This is a genomic window from Bradyrhizobium sp. SBR1B (assembly GCF_014198205.1).
GTDB lineage: Bacteria > Pseudomonadota > Alphaproteobacteria > Rhizobiales > Xanthobacteraceae > Bradyrhizobium.
The window spans coordinates 438,954-456,189 of record NZ_JACIHC010000001.1; the positions used below are offsets into that span (position 1 = coordinate 438,954).

General features: G+C 64.9%; 18 protein-coding genes. 9 read left to right on the forward strand and 9 right to left on the reverse strand.

Going from position 1 to position 17,236, the window contains the following annotated elements:
• Nucleotides 1-2: 2 nt before the first annotated feature.
• From GGD61_RS02290 to GGD61_RS02315, 6 genes are all read right to left on the reverse strand, one after another.
• Nucleotides 3-326: an XdhC family protein gene (locus tag GGD61_RS02290; protein ID WP_007602422.1), complete on the reverse strand. Its 324-nt coding sequence runs from the start codon at nucleotides 324-326 to the stop codon at nucleotides 3-5.
• A 10-nt stretch (nucleotides 327-336) separates the two neighbouring features.
• Nucleotides 337-1,539 (reverse strand): VWA domain-containing protein, encoded by a 1,203-nt coding sequence (locus tag GGD61_RS02295; protein ID WP_092259133.1) that lies wholly within the window; start codon nucleotides 1,537-1,539, stop codon nucleotides 337-339.
• 148 nt (nucleotides 1,540-1,687) lie between these two features.
• Nucleotides 1,688-2,611, reverse strand: coding sequence for a MoxR family ATPase (locus tag GGD61_RS02300; RefSeq protein ID WP_018316527.1), 924 nt, complete (start codon nucleotides 2,609-2,611; stop codon nucleotides 1,688-1,690).
• A 60-nt stretch (nucleotides 2,612-2,671) separates the two neighbouring features.
• Nucleotides 2,672-3,478, reverse strand: coding sequence for a xanthine dehydrogenase family protein subunit M (locus GGD61_RS02305; protein WP_018316528.1), 807 nt, complete (start codon nucleotides 3,476-3,478; stop codon nucleotides 2,672-2,674).
• Nucleotides 3,479-3,505: 27 nt separating this feature from the next.
• Entirely contained in the window at nucleotides 3,506-3,991 is a 486-nt protein-coding gene (locus GGD61_RS02310; protein ID WP_026201687.1) for a (2Fe-2S)-binding protein, read from the reverse strand.
• A 134-nt stretch (nucleotides 3,992-4,125) separates the two neighbouring features.
• Nucleotides 4,126-4,572, reverse strand: a complete 447-nt coding sequence (locus GGD61_RS02315) for a carbon monoxide dehydrogenase subunit G (RefSeq protein ID WP_092259130.1) — start codon at nucleotides 4,570-4,572, stop codon at nucleotides 4,126-4,128.
• Between the two features lie 172 nt (nucleotides 4,573-4,744).
• On the opposite strand from GGD61_RS02315, the gene GGD61_RS02320 reads away from it, so the two are divergent.
• From GGD61_RS02320 to GGD61_RS02330, 3 genes are read left to right on the forward strand one after another with little or no spacing between them, the layout of a single operon-like run.
• A complete protein-coding gene (locus GGD61_RS02320) occupies nucleotides 4,745-6,100 on the forward strand; it encodes a 3-carboxy-cis,cis-muconate cycloisomerase (RefSeq protein WP_183229994.1) in 1,356 nt (451 codons plus the stop codon).
• 28 nt (nucleotides 6,101-6,128) lie between these two features.
• Entirely contained in the window at nucleotides 6,129-6,911 is a 783-nt protein-coding gene (gene pcaD / locus GGD61_RS02325) for a 3-oxoadipate enol-lactonase (protein ID WP_018316532.1), read from the forward strand.
• Between the two features lie 20 nt (nucleotides 6,912-6,931).
• The gene (locus GGD61_RS02330) at nucleotides 6,932-7,324 is read left to right on the forward strand and encodes a carboxymuconolactone decarboxylase family protein (protein ID WP_018316533.1); all 393 of its coding nucleotides are present in this window, start codon (nucleotides 6,932-6,934) and stop codon (nucleotides 7,322-7,324) included.
• Here the strand turns inward: GGD61_RS02330 and GGD61_RS02335 are convergent.
• Complete coding sequence (locus GGD61_RS02335; protein ID WP_026201688.1) at nucleotides 7,286-7,822, reverse strand: hypothetical protein; 537 nt, start codon at nucleotides 7,820-7,822, stop codon at nucleotides 7,286-7,288. The genes GGD61_RS02330 and GGD61_RS02335 overlap by 39 nt on opposite strands.
• A 303-nt stretch (nucleotides 7,823-8,125) precedes the next feature.
• Nucleotides 8,126-8,308, reverse strand: coding sequence for a hypothetical protein (locus tag GGD61_RS02340; RefSeq protein WP_018316535.1), 183 nt, complete (start codon nucleotides 8,306-8,308; stop codon nucleotides 8,126-8,128).
• A gap of 275 nt (nucleotides 8,309-8,583) precedes the next feature.
• Here GGD61_RS02340 and GGD61_RS02345 point away from each other — a divergent pair, with 275 nt between their 5' ends.
• The 5 genes from GGD61_RS02345 to GGD61_RS02365 all read left to right on the forward strand — a co-directional run bounded on the left by GGD61_RS02345 (nucleotide 8,584) and on the right by GGD61_RS02365 (nucleotide 13,680).
• Nucleotides 8,584-9,501, forward strand: a complete 918-nt coding sequence (locus GGD61_RS02345) for an ABC transporter permease subunit (protein ID WP_018316536.1) — start codon at nucleotides 8,584-8,586, stop codon at nucleotides 9,499-9,501.
• Nucleotides 9,502-9,510: 9 nt separating this feature from the next.
• Nucleotides 9,511-10,830 carry a high-affinity branched-chain amino acid ABC transporter permease LivM gene (livM, locus tag GGD61_RS02350; RefSeq protein WP_183229996.1) on the forward strand — a complete coding sequence of 440 codons (1,320 nt, stop codon included), beginning with the start codon at nucleotides 9,511-9,513 and terminating at the stop codon, nucleotides 10,828-10,830.
• Nucleotides 10,827-11,660, forward strand: a complete 834-nt coding sequence (locus GGD61_RS02355; protein WP_091965931.1) for an ABC transporter ATP-binding protein — start codon at nucleotides 10,827-10,829, stop codon at nucleotides 11,658-11,660. Before livM ends, GGD61_RS02355 begins: the two co-directional genes overlap by 4 nt.
• On the forward strand, nucleotides 11,657-12,400 hold the full coding sequence (locus tag GGD61_RS02360) for an ABC transporter ATP-binding protein (protein WP_026201689.1): 744 nt from the start codon (nucleotides 11,657-11,659) through the stop codon (nucleotides 12,398-12,400). Before GGD61_RS02355 ends, GGD61_RS02360 begins: the two co-directional genes overlap by 4 nt.
• A 161-nt stretch (nucleotides 12,401-12,561) precedes the next feature.
• Nucleotides 12,562-13,680: a branched-chain amino acid ABC transporter substrate-binding protein gene (locus GGD61_RS02365; RefSeq protein WP_018316540.1), complete on the forward strand. Its 1,119-nt coding sequence runs from the start codon at nucleotides 12,562-12,564 to the stop codon at nucleotides 13,678-13,680.
• Between the two features lie 81 nt (nucleotides 13,681-13,761).
• Here the strand turns inward: GGD61_RS02365 and GGD61_RS02370 are convergent, their stop codons facing one another.
• Nucleotides 13,762-14,148, reverse strand: coding sequence for a response regulator (locus tag GGD61_RS02370; protein WP_018316541.1), 387 nt, complete (start codon nucleotides 14,146-14,148; stop codon nucleotides 13,762-13,764).
• Nucleotides 14,149-14,392: 244 nt separating this feature from the next.
• Here GGD61_RS02370 and GGD61_RS02375 point away from each other — a divergent pair, with 244 nt between their 5' ends.
• Nucleotides 14,393-17,200, forward strand: a complete 2,808-nt coding sequence (locus GGD61_RS02375) for a PAS domain S-box protein (RefSeq protein ID WP_092259119.1) — start codon at nucleotides 14,393-14,395, stop codon at nucleotides 17,198-17,200.
• Nucleotides 17,201-17,236: the final 36 nt, after the last annotated feature.

Sequence of the window (17,236 nt, forward strand, 5' to 3'; positions counted from 1 at the left end):
GGCTAACCGACCTTCTCGACGAAGACGCGAATGGTACCGCCGCACGACAGCCCGACGTTCCAGGCGGTCTCATCCGCGACGCCGAACTCCAGCATCCTCGGCTTGCCGCTCTGGATCACGTCCATGGCCTCGGTGACCACAGCGCCCTCGACGCAGCCGCCGGAGACCGAGCCCAGGAATGTACCCTCGTCGTTGATGACGAGGCTGGAGCCCGCCGGGCGCGGCGCCGAGCCCCAGGTCTCCACCACGGTGGCGAGCGCGACGCCACGGCCCGCCTTTTGCCAGTCCTCCGCCGCCTTCAGAATATCCTCGTCGCGATCGAGCATGGGGTGCCTCTCAAGCTGCGGAGCGGATCAGGCTGCGGTGATGCGGCGGCAGCGGCCGGGAGAGCGTCGTGATCAGCTCCTGGATCGAACTCAAATTATGTACCGGGCGGAATTCGTCAACGTGCGGGAGCATCATTTTGATGCCCTGGGCCTTGGCCTCGAAGCCGCCGAACCGCAGCAGCGGGTTGAGCCAGATCAGGCGCCGGCACGAGCGGTGCAGCCGGTCCATCTCGAAGGCGAGCCTGGAATCCGCCTCCCGCTCCAGCCCGTCGGAGATCAGGAGCACGATGGCGCCCTGGCTCAACACGCGCCGCGCCCACAATTTGTTGAAGTTGTGCAGCGAGGCCGAGATCCGCGTGCCGCCGGCCCAGTCCTCGACCGAGGCCGAGCAGCTCGCCAGCGCCTCGTCGGGATCGCGCTGGCGCAGCGCGCGGGTGACGTTGGTCAGCCGGGTACCGAACAGGAACACCGAGACGCGCTTGCGCGCATCGCCGATGGCATGGAGGAAATGCAGGAACAGGCGGGTGTACTCGTTCATCGAGCCCGAGATATCGAGCAGCGCCACGATCGGCGCCGGCTTCTCGATCCGCCCAAGGCGATGGATATCGATGATGTCGCCGCCGGTGCGCAAGGAGGCGCGCAGCGTGCGGCGGAGGTCAAGGCGAAGCCCGCGCGCATCAGGCCGCTGCCGGCGGGTCAGAAGCTCGGCCTGCGGCAGATGCATCCGCTCGACGGCACGCAGCGCCTCGGCGATTTCCGCCGCACTCATCTGCGCAAAATCCTTCTTCTGAAGGATCTCCCTGTCGGACACCGACAGGCGCAGATCCTGCTCCTGGTGCTGCGGCGTCTCGGTCATGCGCGGCTGCGACATCGCCTCCTGCACGCGGCGGGAGCCCGCCTGCGGCTTCTTCTTGGCCTCGTCCGGCAGCGGCACCGAATCCAGCATGTGCTTCCACTCTTCCGAGGCGCGGAAGAACAGGTTGAAGGCCTGCTTGAAGATCAGCGCGTGCTCATGGCGCTTGACGAAGATCGCCTCCAGCGTGGTGAAGACGTCGGCGCGGTTGCCGATGTCGATCACCTGGAGCGCGCTCATGGCGTCGATGACAGCGCCCGGCCCGACCGGCATGCCCGCAGAGCGCAGCGCGCGGGCGAAGCCGACGATGTTGTCGGCGAATTGCTCGGTCTGCTCGGGCGCCAGGTGGTTGATGGCCATGGTCTATCCTCGCTCCGTCATTCCGGGGCGTCGCGCAGCGACGAACCCGGAATCCGGAGATTGCAGCGCGAGATTCTCAGGTGCGCAATTGCGCACCGGAGTTCGCGCTGACGCGCGCCCCCGGAATGACGAACTCAAATGACGCGCGTCAATTCTCGCTCGTCGCTTCCTTCAGCACCTTCTGCAGGGTATCGCCCTGCATCCGGGTAATGTCGTCCTGGTACTTGAGCAGCGCGCCCAGCGTGTCGCCGACCACTTGCGGGGTCAGCGAGCGGGCATCTAACTCCGACAGTGCGGTGGCCCAGTCGATGGTCTCGGCTACGCCCGGCGACTTGTAGAAGTCCTGGTTGCGCAAAGCCTGCACGAAGCGCACGACCTGCTGCGACAGCTTTGCGGAGATGCCGGGCACACGCGACTTGACGATCGCGAGCTCGCGCTCGGCGGCGGGATAGTCGACCCAGTGATAGAGACAGCGCCGCTTCAGCGCGTCGTGGATCTCGCGGGTGCGGTTGGAGGTGATGATGACGATCGGCGCGGCGGGCGCCTTGACGGTGCCGAATTCGGGGATCGTCACCTGGAAGTCGCTGAGGATTTCGAGCAGGTACGCCTCGAACGCCTCGTCGGCCCGGTCGAGCTCGTCGATCAGCAGCACCGGTGGTCCCGCAACGTCGGGCTCCAGCGCCTGGAGCAGCGGCCGCTTGATCATGTAGCGGTCGGCGAAGATGTCGCTCGAGAGCTGGTCGCGATCGGTGTCGCCGGCGGCTTCCGCCATCCGGATCGCGATCATCTGCGCGGCGCTGTTCCACTCATAGACCGCGGAGGAGACGTCGAGGCCTTCGTAGCACTGCAGGCGGATCAGCTTCCGGCCGAGCGCTGCGGACAAGACCTTGGCGATCTCGGTCTTGCCGACGCCGGCCTCGCCTTCCAGGAACAGCGGCCGGCCCATCCGCAGCGAGAGATACGTCACCGTCGCCAGCGACCGCTCCGCGAGATAGCCGCGCGACGTCAGGAGTTCGAGCATCGCATCGACCGATGCCGGCAAGGCCCCGGAAGTATTGGCCGCTGAAGTCATGAAAAAGCCAGTCTCGCTACGCCCTCACCGGGACAAGTTTGGCCGAGGCGTGAGGTTCACTCACTCCTTGGCATTGGCGGCATCGAGGGCACGCCGCGTCAGCACGCCGATGAGGTGCGCACGGTATTCGGCGCTGCCGTGGATATCGCTGTTGAGGCCCTCGGCCGGCACCTCGATGCCGTCAAGCGCCTTCGCGGCGAAGCGCTTCTTGAGGGCTTCCTCGAACGCAGTGACGCGGAACACGCCTTCGGAGCCAGCGCCGGTGACGGCAACCCGCACGTCGGACGGACGCCGTGCCACGAACACGCCGACCAGCGCATAGCGCGAGGCCTGGTTGCGGAACTTGATATAGGCCGCCTTCTTCGGCAGCGGGAACATCACCTTGGTGATGATCTCGTCGGCTTCCAGCGCGGTCGAGAACAGGCCCTGGAAATACTCTTCGGCCTTGAGGCGCCGCTTGTTGGTAACGATGGTCGCGCCCAGCGCGAGCACGGCGGCCGGATAGTCCGCGGTCGGGTCGTTGTTGGCGAGCGAGCCGCCGATCGTGCCCTTGTGACGTACGGCGGGATCACCGATTCCGCCGGCAAGATTCGCGAGCGCCGGGATCGCCTCGCCGACGACCGCGGAGGTCGCGACCTCGGCGTGCTTGGCGGTGGCGCCGATCACCAGCGAACGGCCCTTCATCTCGATCGTATTGAGCCCCTCGATATGGGAGAGGTCGACAAGGTGCGGGGGACTGGCGAGGCGCTGCTTCATGACGGGAATCAGCGTGTGGCCGCCGGCGATCACCTTGGCGTCTTCGTTCTTCACCAGGAGGTTGGCGGCCTGCCGAACGGTCCCGGGGCGATGATATTTGAATTCGTACATCTGAATGTCCTGATCGCGGGATGCGCGTTACGCGAGGTCGGATTTCGCCATCGCCTTGGCGCCGGCGGAGATCGAGGCGACGATGTTCTGGTAGCCGGTGCAGCGGCAGAGATTGCCTTCTAATTCTTCCCGGATCGTATGGTCGTCGAGCTCGTTGCCCTTGCGGTGCACGATGTCGATCGCGGTCATGATCATGCCCGGCGTGCAGAAGCCGCATTGCAGGCCATGGTGCTCGCGGAAGGCCTCCTGCATCGGATGCAGCGGCGCGCCGTCTGCGGCCAGCCCCTCGATCGTCTTGACCTCGTGGCCGTCGGCCATCACCGCAAGCGTGGTGCAGGATTTCACGGCCTTGCCGTCGACATGCACGACGCAGGCGCCGCACTGCGAGGTGTCGCAGCCGACATGGGTGCCGGTCAGGCGCAGATTCTCGCGCAGAAACTGCACCAGGAGGGTGCGGGGATCGACGTTGGCGGTGACTGGATTGCCGTTCACAATGAGGGAGATTTTTGCCATAAGCACTCTCTATCAGCGCCCCGACGGGTCCCGTCGAAGCGGTTCTTATAATTATTCCAACCCATCATATGGGCCATTATGCCCCGGGGCAACATCGCCCGGGACGCAAGGTGCCATGCCGAAGGCGATGACCTTCAGCCCTGTACCGCCTTGGCGAAGTTCGCGAAAAATTCGTCGGCAAGTTTCTTGGCGGCGCCGTTGATGAGGCGCTGGCCGAGCTGCGCCAACTTGCCGCCGATCTGCGCCTCGACATCGTAGGACAGCAGCGTGCCGCCGTCCTTCTCCGCCAGCTTGACCACCGCGCCACCCTTGGCGAAGCCGGCGACCCCGCCCTCGCCCTCGCCCGAGATCTTGTAGCCGTTCGGCGGGTCGAGATCGGAGAGTGTGACCTTGCCCTTGAAGCGTGCCGACACCGGGCCGACCTTCATTTTCGCCGTAGCGCGAAAGCCGCCGTCCTCGGTCCTCTCGAGCTCCTCGCAGCCGGGGATGCAGGCCTTCAGCACCTCGGGATCGTTGAGCTTGGCCCACACGGCCTCACGGGACGCCGCAAGCTGGACTTCGCCGTTCATCGTCATGGCCATGAGGGTGCCTCCCGGATCGCGTAACTATTGTGCTGATCAAGTAACGCAGGGACGCGGCAAAGGAAAGGGCGGCGCCCGGTCACGTGCAATGCATATTCGCAACTGCAAAAAGACGTGTGCGGCCGCTTGGGGATTGGCACAGCCGGGCCATGATGATTAGGTCGCGCGCAACATGAGCACATCCCTCTCCCCCCTGCTCGCACCGATGCTGTCGAGCGCCGCCATGCGCGCGGTCTGCGATGACCGGTCGACCCTGCAGAACATGCTCGATTTCGAGGCAGCCCTGGCACGCGCGGAGGCCGCCACGGATGTGATTCCGGCCTCTGTGGTGGTCTCGATCGAGGCCGCATGCAAGGCCGATTCCTTTGACATCGCGGCGCTGGCGGAGGCCGCGACGCGATCGGGTAATCTGGCGATTCCCCTGGTCAAGATGCTGACCGCTAATGTCGGCAAGGCAGACACGGAGGCCGCGCGCTACGTGCATTGGGGCGCAACCAGCCAGGATGTCATCGACACGGCGACCATGCTCACGCTTCGCGCCGGCCTCGATGCGCTGGACGCCGACCTCAGCCGCGCCATCAGGGGATTCGCCGCGCTGGCGCGCAGCCATCGCAACACCGCGATGGTGGCACGGACCTGGCTGCAGCACGCGCTGCCGATGCCGTTCGGGCTCAAGGCCGCCGAATATGCCGCAAGCCTCGCCCGCGCCCGATGCCGCCTGCGGCGGCTGTCCCGGGAGGGCCTCGCGCTGCAATTCGGCGGCGCCGCCGGCACGCTCGCGGCCCTCGGGGACAAGGGGCTTGCCGTGGCAGAGCGTCTCGCGCAGGAGTTGAACCTGCCGCTACCGGAAGCGCCCTGGCACACCCATCGCGACCGCATCGCGGAGGCCGCTTCGGCTTTCGCTATTCTGGCAGGAACCTGCGGCAAGATCGCGCGCGACGTTTCGCTGATGATGCAGACCGATGTCGGCGAAGCCTTCGAGCCCGCCGGCGAAGGCCGCGGAGGCTCCTCGACCATGCCGCACAAGCGCAACCCGGTCTCCGCCGCAAGCGCGCTGGGCGCAGCCACAATGGCTCCGCAGCTTGCAGCGACGATATTTGCCGCGCAGGTGCAGGACCACGAACGCAGCGCGGGTCCCTGGCACGCGGAATGGCCGACGCTGCCGCAATTGATGCTGGTCACATCGGGCGCGCTGGCCGCCATCGTCGACATCGCCGAGGGCCTCGACGTCGACGCAGCGCGCATGCGCAGCAATCTCGATGCAACCCACGGGCTGATCATGGCGGAAGCGGTCACCTTTGCGCTGGCCGACAAGATCGGCAAGAGCGACGCGCATCATCTCATCGAGGCCGCCAGCAAGCGCGCGGTTGCCGAGAAGAAACATCTGCGCGAGGTGCTGACCGCCGATTCGCAGGTTACTGCGCACCTTTCGCCGGAAAAAATTGCGGCATTGTTCGAACCGATGGCCTATCAAGGGGCTTCCCAAGCCTTGATCGACCGGCTGCTCGACAGCCTCGACCGCGAATAAGAACCGCAAAGTACGACGGAGACGCCGCATGCCCATGATCGATGCCGACGGTTGCCTGCTCAACGTCTCCGTCGAGGGCCGCGATGGCGGGCCGACGCTGATGCTGTCCAACTCGCTCGGCTGCACGCTGCAGATGTGGGAGCCCCAGATGAAGGCACTGACGCAGGTATTTCGCGTCATCCGCTACGACCGCCGCGGCCACGGCAAGTCGAACGTTCCGCCCGGCCCCTACACGATGGAGCGCTTCGGCCGCGACGTGCTCGCGATCCTCGACGACCTCAACATCGAGAAGGTGCATTGGTGTGGCTTGTCGATGGGCGGCATGGTCGGACAATGGCTGGGCGCCAACGCGCCGGAGCGCTTCGGCAAGCTCATCCTCGCCAATACCTCCTGCTACTATGCCGAGCCGACCAAATGGCTGGAGCGCATCGACGCCGTGAAGAAGGGCGGCATCGCCGCGGTCGCCGATGCCGTGATCGCGGGATGGCTGACGCAGGACTTCCGCGAGCGCGAGCCTGACATCACCGCGAAGATGAAATCGATGCTGCTCGCCTCGCCCGTCGAAGGCTACCTCGCCTGCTGCGAGGCGCTGTCGACGCTCGACCAGCGCGCGCTGCTGCCGAAAATCAAGAGCCCGACTCTGGTGATCGCCGGCCGCCACGACATGGCGACGCCGATCTCGGCGGGTGAGCTGATCCGCTCGAATATTCCGGGCGCAAGCATGACCATCATCGACGCCGCCCACATTTCCAACGTCGAGCAGCCGCACGCGTTCACGGATGCGGTGGTGGGATTTTTGACGCAGCGCTAGTTGTTATCCGGAGAAACACCATGGACGACCAGAAGCGCCGCGATGCCGGCATGAACGTGAGACGGAAGGTGCTGGGCAATGCCTGGGTCGACAAGTCGATCGCGAACCGCAATGCGTTCAACACCGACTTCCAGGACATGATCACCCGCTACGCCTGGGGCGAAATCTGGACGCGGCCGCATTTCGACGAGCGCACGCGCCGGGTGCTGGTGATCGGCACCATGGTCGCACTCGGGCAATGGGACGAGTTTCGCCTGCACGTTCGTGCGGCGCTCGCCGAAGGCGGCTTCACCCCCGACGACATCAAGGAAATCCTGCTGCAGCAGGCGATCTATTGCGGCGTGCCGGCGGCGAACCACGCCGTCAAGGAAGCCTCAGCGATTGTGCAGGAGCTCGGCCTGCTCGAGTCCTAGCGAGGCAGGGATCTCGGCAGGGGTCTCGACGATCTGCGGAGCAGCATCGGGCCGCTCGATCAGGATCACGATGGCAGCACCGAGCAGCAGGAGCAGCTCGGTGGCATGCAGCCGGAGCGCGGCCATCTCGCCGACCTTCGAAGCCATCACCATGCTGGCAAACGAGATCAGGCTGCCGATCGCCAGCGCGATCCCGAGCGCCTCATCGCTGCCGCCGGACTTGCGGATTCGGGGCACGCAGAGCAGAGCGAGATAGATCGCAAAGAACGCCACCACTGTGAGCCGGCCCAGCGCAAGCAGCCAGGCCGCGCGCACCGTGCTCATCCCTGCCATCTGGAGATGGTCGCTGAGGAACAGTGCGACGGCAACGCTCGGCCGCTCGTAGAGGCCGTGGACCGGCGCGACGATGATGTTGAAGGCGACGATGGTCCAGGCCGGAATGAAATAGGCCGCCAGCAGCGCGCCGTTGACCGAGCCGATCCGCCAATTCCTGAACATGCCGCTTCCCGCTTCGTCGACCACGCGCCTTCCGCTGGGAAGGCTTTGCCGGGAGCTAACTCGCATCAGACTGTGGCGGCAATTTAAACCCTTTGTTTACCTTAACTGCCCTGCCCCTCGTCATTCCGGGGCGATGCGCAGCATCGAGCTATGGTGCGCAATTGCGCACCTGAGAATCTCGAGATTCCGGGTCTGGTGACAACGCACCATCCCGGAATAACGCGGCAAACAATTGCCCCCCAAAAAAAGACCCCGCCTTGCGGCGGGGCCCTCCTCACTACCCTTCGTTCTCGGGCTCCCAAATTACTTGTCCTGCTGGCCGCCCTGCTGCTGGCCGGGCCGATCGCCCTGGCGCATCGGATCGTTCTGCTGCTGCTGTCCGGGTTTCTGGCCGCCGCCCTGTTGCTGGCCCGGCTGTTGACCTGGGCGCTGCTGGCCGGGGTTCTGACTCTGCTGACCCGGATTCTGGTTCTGCTGCTTCGTCATTCGGGGAACTCCCTTGTTGGACGTCAGAGGCGAGATAACGGCCGGCATCAGCTTTGGTTGCCCGCGGAACCGGGTTCCTCGCAGTTGCGGAACCGCCGACCAAATGAGCTCTGTACAAGACCTTTTGCTGGAGCGTGAGCTGTTGCAGCCGCCAGTTCCCTCCTGTTACAAATCCGGAAGAATGCCAGGGGCTGCCGGGGCCCAAGAAACGGCCCAAGAAACCCACTCTCCTAAGAGCTCCCTTTGAGCCCGCGTCAGGTTTGGTACGGCAGCCCATGGATTACTTCGCCCAGCAGCTCATCAACGGTCTCGTTCTGGGCTCGATCTACGGCCTGATCGCCATCGGCTACACGATGGTCTACGGCATCGTCGGCATGATCAACTTCGCCCATGGCGACGTCTTCATGATCGGCGGCTTCATCGCCCTGATCACCTTCCTGATCCTGATTTCGTTCGGACTGACCGCGATCCCGCTGATCCTGCTGGTCGTGCTGCTGGTCTCGATGGCGATCACCGCGCTCTATGGCTGGACCATCGAGCGCATCGCCTACCGACCGCTTCGCCACTCCTTCCGCCTCGCCCCAATGCTGTCGGCGATCGGCATGTCCTTCGTGCTGACCAATTTTTCGCAAGTGGCGCAAGGCGCGCGCGTCAAGCCGATCCCGCCCTTCATCACCGGCGGCTACACCCTGCATGAGAGCACGGACGGCTTCGTGATCCAGCTCTCCAACATCCAGATCATGGTGGTGATCACGACCATCGTGCTACTGGCCCTCTTCACCTGGCTGGTTTCGCGCACCCGGCTCGGACGCGACATGCGCGCCTGCGAGCAGGACCAGACCATGGCGGCGCTGCTCGGCGTCGACGTCGACCGCACCATCTCCATGACCTTCGTGATCGGTGCCGCGCTCGCCGCGGTCGCGGGCCTGATGTACCTTCTCTATTACGGCCTCGTCGATTTCTTCATGGGCTTCGTTGCCGGCATCAAGGCGTTCACCGCTGCGGTGCTCGGCGGCATCGGCTCGCTGCCCGGCGCCATGCTCGGCGGCCTCGCGATCGGCCTGATCGAGACGTTCTGGTCGGCCTACTTCTCGGTCGAGTACAAGGACGTCGCCGCGTTCTCGATCCTGATCGTGGTGCTGATCTTCATGCCGACCGGCCTGCTCGGCCGTCCCGAAGTCGAAAAAGTCTGACGGTCGCGCGTGACAGCTCCCTCGACCAACACGGCCAAACCTGCAACGGGCATAGTCGCTCTCCTGAAGACGGCCTTCATCAACGCGCTGATCGCGCTGGTGCTGTTCTCGCTGATGATCGGCATCCGCACCGAGGCGGGCGCCTCCGGCCAGCTCACCTATTGGACCCGCTTCGGCGACCTCGCCTCCATCGTCGCCGCCGTGTTCGGCGGTTCGATCGTGATCGAGCTGCTTCGGCAATGGATCGGCCCGACCGGCGCCGAGAAGCTGGTGCCGCCGGCGGTGCAGAGCGGCATATCGTTCGTCGGCCGCTACCTCGCGCCGGCGCTCCTGATCTTCACACTGCTGGTGCCGGTGATCTTCTATAACCAGCGCTACATCCTGGACCTCGCGATCCTGGTGCTCACCTATGTCATGCTGGGCTGGGGATTGAACGTCGTGGTCGGGCTCGCCGGCCTGCTCGATCTCGGCTACGTCGCCTTCTATGCGGTCGGCGCCTATTCCTACGGACTGCTCGCCACCAATTTCGGCTGGTCGTTCTGGATCTGCCTGCCGCTCGCCGGCATCCTCGCCGCCTTCTGGGGCGTCCTGCTCGGCTTCCCCGTGCTGCGCCTGCGCGGCGACTATCTCGCCATCGTGACGCTCGCCTTCGGCGAGATCATCCGCCTCGTCATCATCAACTGGCAAGATCTCACCGGTGGCCCCAACGGCGTCTCCGGCATTCCCCGCCCCACCTTCTTCGGCATCCCGCTCGACAACAGCGATGACGGGCTCGCCGCCAGGCTCGGCATCGAATATTCGCCGACCCACCGCATCGTCTTCCTGTTCTATCTGATCCTGGCGCTGGCGCTGCTCACCAACTGGGCGACGATCCGCCTGCGCCGCCTGCCGATCGGACGGGCCTGGGAAGCCTTGCGCGAGGACGAGGTCGCCTGCCGCGCGCTCGGCATCAACACCACGACCACCAAACTCACGGCGTTCGCGACGGGTGCGATGTTCGGCGGCTTTGCCGGCGCGTTCTTCGCCACCCGGCAGGGCTTCATCAGCCCGGAATCCTTCACCTTCCAGGAATCGGCGCTGGTACTCGCCATCGTCGTCCTCGGCGGCATGGGCTCGCAGCTCGGCGTCGCGCTCTCCGCGCTCGCCATGATCGGCGGCTTCGAACTGTTCCGGGGCCTCGAGGGCTATCGCATGCTGGTGTTCGGCATGGCCATGGTGCTGATCATGATCTGGCGGCCGCGCGGCCTGATCGGCCATCGCGCACCCACCGTGTATCTGACCAAGGCGAAAGCGATCTCCTCCGACCTCGTCAAGGAAGGCCACGGATGAGCGGCGACAAGATTCTCAGCGTCGACCGGCTCGCCATGCGTTTCGGCGGCATCGTCGCCGTGCAGGACCTTTCTTTCGCCGCCGAGCGGAAGAAGATCACCGCGCTGATCGGGCCGAACGGCGCCGGCAAGACCACCGTCTTCAACTGCATCACCGGATTCTACAAGCCGAGCGGCGGCGCCATTCGCCTCACCCATGACGGCGGCAGGACGATCGCGCTGGAGCGGCTGAACGATTTCCGCATCGCCAAGCAAGCCAAGGTGGCCCGCACCTTCCAGAACATCCGGCTGTTTCCCGGCATGACCGCGCTGGAAAACCTGATGGTGGCGCAGCACAACGCACTGATGCGCGCCTCCGGCTTCACCTTCCTCGGCCTGATCGGCGCCCCCGGCTATCGCGACGCCGAAAAGCGCGCGATTGATCTCGCCACGGACTGGCTCAAGCGAGTCAATCTGCTCGACCGCGCCGACGATGCCGCCGGCAATTTCGCCTATGGCGACCAGCGCCGGCTCGAGATCGCGCGCGCGATGTGCACCGAACCCGCGCTTCTGTGCCTGGACGAGCCCGCCGCCGGCCTCAATGCGCGCGAGAGCGCGGCCTTGAGCGAGCTCCTGCTCTCGATCCGCGACGAGCTCGGCACCTCGATCCTCCTGATCGAGCATGACATGTCGGTGGTGATGGAGATCTCCGACCACATCGTGGTGATGGACCATGGCGTCAAGATCGCCGAAGGCACGCCGCGCGAGGTCCGCGACGATCCCAAGGTGATCGCAGCCTATCTCGGCGCCGACGAGGAAGAGGCGGCAGCCGTGATGGAGGGCGGGTCATGACCGCGGCACCCTCTCCTCTGCTCGCGATCCGGGGCTTGCGCGCCGCCTACGGCAAGATCGAGGCGCTGAAGGGCGTCGACGTCGAGATCAATGCCGGCGAGATCGTGGCGCTGATCGGCGCCAACGGCGCCGGCAAGTCGACGCTGATGATGACGATCTTCGGCAAGCCGCGCGCCCGCGCCGGCCAGATCCTGTACGAAGGCCGCGACATCACCGACGTCCCCACCCACGAGATCGCGCATTTGCGCATTGCGCAATCGCCGGAGGGCCGCCGCGTCTTCCCGCGCATGAGCGTGGCGGAAAACCTCCAGATGGGGGCGGATGCCACCGAATGCACCGAGGGCGAACGCGAGGCGACGCTGCAACGCGTCTTCACGCTGTTTCCGCGGCTGAAGGAACGCTACGCCCAGCGCGGCGGAACGCTGTCCGGCGGCGAGCAGCAGATGCTGGCGATCGGCCGCGCCTTGATGAGCCGTCCCCGCCTGCTCCTGCTCGACGAGCCCTCGCTTGGCCTTGCGCCGCTGATCGCGCGCCAGATCTTCGATGCGATCCGCACCCTGAACCGGCAGGACGGCCTGACCGTCCTGATCGTCGAGCAGAACGCCAACCACGCCCTCAAGCTCGCCCATCGCGGCTATGTCATGGTCAATGGCCTGATCACGCTGGCCGGTACCGGCGCCGAATTGTTGCAGCGCCCCGAGATTCGCGCGGCCTACCTGGAAGGCGGCCGGCACGGCTGACCGGCCGGCAGCCCGACCCGCGTGCGGCCCCGTGTGGCGAGATATCTCTGCCGATGCCCGTATTTTGCCGGTGACTTCTCGGTAAATTCATTCGAGAATGGCGCCGGTTTGAACCGGGCACGCCCGGCAACTTCCACAGGCGACCACCCGCGAGGTATCTCATGAAGTCACTGAAGCTCATCGGTCTGGCATTCGGCGCGTCGATCGCGCTTTCGAGCGCGGCGTTCGCGCAGGATGTCACCGTCGCAGTCGCAGGCCCGATGACCGGCGGCGAGTCCGCCTTCGGCCGCCAGATGAAGAACGGCGCCGAAATGGCCGTGGCCGATATCAATGCCGCAGGCGGCGTCAACGGCAAGAAGCTCGCGCTTTCCGTCGAGGACGATGCCTGCGACCCGAAGCAGGCGCGCTCGATCGCCGAAAAGATCGCCGGCGCGAAAATCCCGTTCGTGGCCGGGCACTATTGCTCGTCGTCGTCGATCCCGGCTTCCGAAGCCTATGCCGACGGCAACGTGCTGCAGATCACGCCGGCCTCGACCAATCCGCTGTTCACCGAGCGCAAGCTCTGGAACGTGGCGCGCGTCTGCGGTCGTGACGATCAGCAGGGCCTGATCGCGGCGCAGTACATCGCCAAGAACTACAAGGGCAAGAACATCGCGATCCTCAACGACAAGACCACCTACGGCAAGGGTCTTGCCGACGAGACCAAGAAGGCGCTCAACAAAGCCGGCGTCACCGAGAAGATGTACGAGTCCTACAACAAGGGCGACAAGGACTTCAACGCGATCGTCTCGCGCTTGAAGCGTGACAACATCGACCTCGTCTATGTCGGCGGGTACCATCAGGAGAGCGGCCTGATCCTGCGTCAGATGCGCGACCAGGGCCTCAAGACCGTGCTGATGGCCGGCGACGCGCTCGCCGACAAGGAGTACGCCTCCATCACCGGCCCGGCCGGCGAAGGCACGCTGTTCACCTTCGGCCCCGATCCGCGCAACAAGCCGACCGCGAAGAAGATCGTCGAGGCTTTCAAGGCCAAGAATATCGACCCGGAGGGCTACACCCTCTACACCTACGCGGCGATGCAGGTGTGGTCGCAGGCGGCCAAGAAGGCCGGCACCACCGACGCCAAGAAGGTCATGGAGGCGATGAAGGCCGGCAAGTGGGACACCGTGATCGGTCCGATCGAGTATGACGCCAAGGGCGACATCAAGCAGATCGACTACGTCGTCTACAAATGGGACGCCAAGGGCAACTATGCCGAGATCAAGGGCAACGGCACCTAAGCCCGCTTGACGCGCCCTCGGGCCGCCATACGATCGTCACCACGCCCCGGCTTGCCCGGGGCGTTTCTTTTCGCGGGCGGTTCAGACGGCCGCAGGCAGTTCGCCGCTGGCCGCAGCCTGGGCCTTCCGCAGTGCTTGCAGGAGGTCGTTCGGCCGAAACGGCTTTTGCAGGCAGACCACGTTGGCGAGGTGAGGCGCTTGGTCCAGGAAATCGAGCGTCGTCATCCCGGACACCGCAATGATGGGAAGTCCCGGCGCACGCTCGCGCAGGCTCGCGATGACGTCGACGCCGCTGGTGTCACCAAGGAAGATATCGACGATTGCCGCGTCAAAGGAGCCTTCCGCGAAGGTTTTCAGCCCCGCCGCACCGCTGTCGGCCTCGGCAACCTCGTAACGGTTGACCCGAAGCACGATCGCGACCATCGCGCGCACGTCCTTCTGGTCGTCGATGATGAGAATACGAGGCATGGGAACAACCCCCACGATTGATCCAAATCGTATGATTCAAGCCTGGAACCCGCCGCGGCGGCAGGGCATTATGACACCGCCCAGTAAAGCGCATCTTACCCATCCCTATTCCGCGCTCCCACCAAAATTAAGTAAGCTGTAACCTTCGGTTGAGTCGTCACTGCAACAGTTCACGACACGCGCCCGGAACGGGCTACCGTGGGAACCGTGGAGATCAAGACTGCCGTATCTTGGAACTGCGGAGATGCTCAAAACGGGTCTGCATGAGATGAACGTGCCTGCGATCGACCGAAGCACATTTCTTTCAACGCTGCCGGCCGCACCGGCCGACCGGACCGCGGCAATGTGGATCGTCGGCGTCTCCTCGATCCTGTTCGCCCTGGCCGTTCCGTTCGCAGGTATCCAGCTGCCGCCGGTCCCCGCCTTCGTGGCGAGCTACCAATCCGCCCTGGCGGTGAGCGACATCATCACGGCAGTGCTGCTGCTGTCGCAGTTTTCGGTGCTGCGGACCCGCGCCCTGTTGTGGCTGTCGACCGGCTACCTGTTCACCGCCGCGGCAGCGCTGGTCCATGCCCTCACCTTCCCCGGCCTGTTCGCGCCGACCGGGCTGTTTGGCGCCGGCAGTCAGACCACGGTCTGGCTCTACATGGTCTGGCACGGCGCCTTCCCGCTGTTCGTGCTGGGCTATGCCTGGCTGAAGGAAAAGGACGGCGGCCCCACGATCCGGGGCACGACAAGCAACGTGATCTACGCCATCGTGCTCGGCGTCATCGTGGCCATGGCTGCCTTCACCTGGATCGTCACCGCCCAGCACGATCTGTTGCCGGTCCTGCTCCGCGACAGCCGATACACACCGACCATGATCGGGGTCGTGTCTTTTGTTTGGTCGCTGAGCTTCGCCGCGCTCGTTTCGCTGTGGTTCCGGCGCCCGCATTCGGTGATCGACATATGGCTCATGGTCGTGATGTGCGCATGGCTGTTCGACATCGCGCTGTCTGCGATCGTCAACGTCGTGCGCTTCGATCTCGGTTTCTACGCCGGCCGTCTCTATGGCCTCTGCGCGTCGAGCTTCGTGCTGGCGGTGTTGCTGATCGAGAATGTTCGCCTTCAGGCCCGGACGGTGGGTCTTGTCGGCAGGCTGCGCGAGCAATCGGCGTCGGATCGCGACTTCTATGGCAAGCGCCTCGCGCTGTATGGCGCCGTCGTCGAATCCTCCAACGACGCCATCATCACCCAGTCGCTCAACGGCGCCATCACCGGCTGGAACCGTGCGGCCGAGCACCTGTTCGGCTATTCCGCCGCAGAGGCCGTCGGCAAGCCGATCGACATCATCGTGCCTGAGGACCGCAAGCCGGAAGTCAGGAGCATTCTCAATCGCATCAGCAGCAACGAGTCGATTGCCCAGCACGAGACCGTCCGTCTCAGGAAGGATGGTCGCGCGCTCGACGTCGTCCTCAATGTCTCGCCACTTCGGGCGGAGAGCGGCGAGATCATCGGCGCCTCCAAGATCGCCCACGACATCACCGAGGAGAAGCAATCCAGGGAAAAGCTTCGCCGCGAGATCGAGGAGCGCCAGCGCATCTTCGAGACCTCGCAGGACCTGATCCTGGTCACCGACGGTTTCGGCAATTTCATCCAGGTCAGCCCCAGCGTGAAGGACATCCTCGGCTTCAGCCCGGAAGATCTGATCGGGCACAGCGCCACCGAGTTCATTCACCCCGACGACCTCGATAGAACCCGGGAGGAGATGCGCGCGGCGCGGCGCGGTGCGGTCAAGCGCAGCTTCGAGGCGCGCTACTATCACTACGACGGTCACGAGGTCACGCTGAACTGGATGGGCACCTGGTCCGAGCCGGTGAAGCGTCACTTCTTCATCGGCCGGGATCTCACCGAGAAGCAGGCCGCCGAAGCCCAGTTCCGGCAGGTCCAGAAAATGGATTCCATCGGTCAGCTGACCGGCGGCGTCGCCCACGACTTCAACAACGTGCTGACCGTCATCACCGGCACGATCGGCATCTTGTCGGACGCGGTCGCCGACCGGCCCGAGCTGGCTGCGATCACCAAGCTGATCGACGACGCCGCCGAGCGCGGCGCGCAGCTGACCAAGCATCTGCTAGCCTTCGCCCGCAAGCAGCCGCTCCAGCCCCGCGAGATCGACGTCAATGCGCTGGCGCTGGAAGCCGCCAAGCTGTTGCACCCCACCTTGGGCGAGCAGATCACCATCATGCCGCAGCTCACCGAGGATGCATGGCCGGCTCTGGTCGACCCCGGCCAGCTTTCCACGGCGATCCTCAACCTCGCGCTGAACGCGCGTGACGCGATGCCCGATGGCGGCACCCTGGTGCTGGAGACCCGCAACGTCTTCCTCGACGACGGCTATGCCAGCATGAATGCCGACATGGTCGCCGGCAGTTACGTGATGATCGCGGTCAGCGACACCGGCTCCGGAATTCCGCCGGAGTTGATCGACCGGGTGTTCGACCCCTTCTTCACCACCAAGGAGGTTGGCAAGGGCACCGGGCTCGGGCTCAGCATGGTGTTCGGCTTCGTCAAGCAGTCCGGTGGCCACGTCAAGATCTACAGCGAGGAAGGCCATGGCACGAGCGTCAAGATCTACCTGCCGCGCTCGAGCGGCGTGCAGGAGACCGAGATCGAAGTACTCCAGAACGCGCCCATCACCGGCGGCGACGAGAAGATCCTGATCGTCGAGGACGACGCACTGGTGCGGCAATATGTGGTGACCCAGGTCAAGAGCCTCGGCTACACCGCGCTCGAGGCCGCCAACGGCGCGGAGGCCCTGACCATCATCGACAACGACAAGACCATCGACCTGCTCTTCACCGACATCATCATGCCGGGCAACATGAACGGTCGCCAGCTTGCCGATGAAGCCGCCCGCCGCCGTCCGGACCTGAAGACATTGTTCACCTCGGGCTACACCGAGAACGCCATCGTCCACCACGGCCGGCTCGATTCCGGCGTGCTGCTGCTGGCAAAGCCCTACCGCAAGTCCGAGCTTGCCAAGATGCTCAGGACGGCACTCGCCAGTTGAGCCTGCGTCCTCTCTGCGCTATCGCAGATCGCGAAC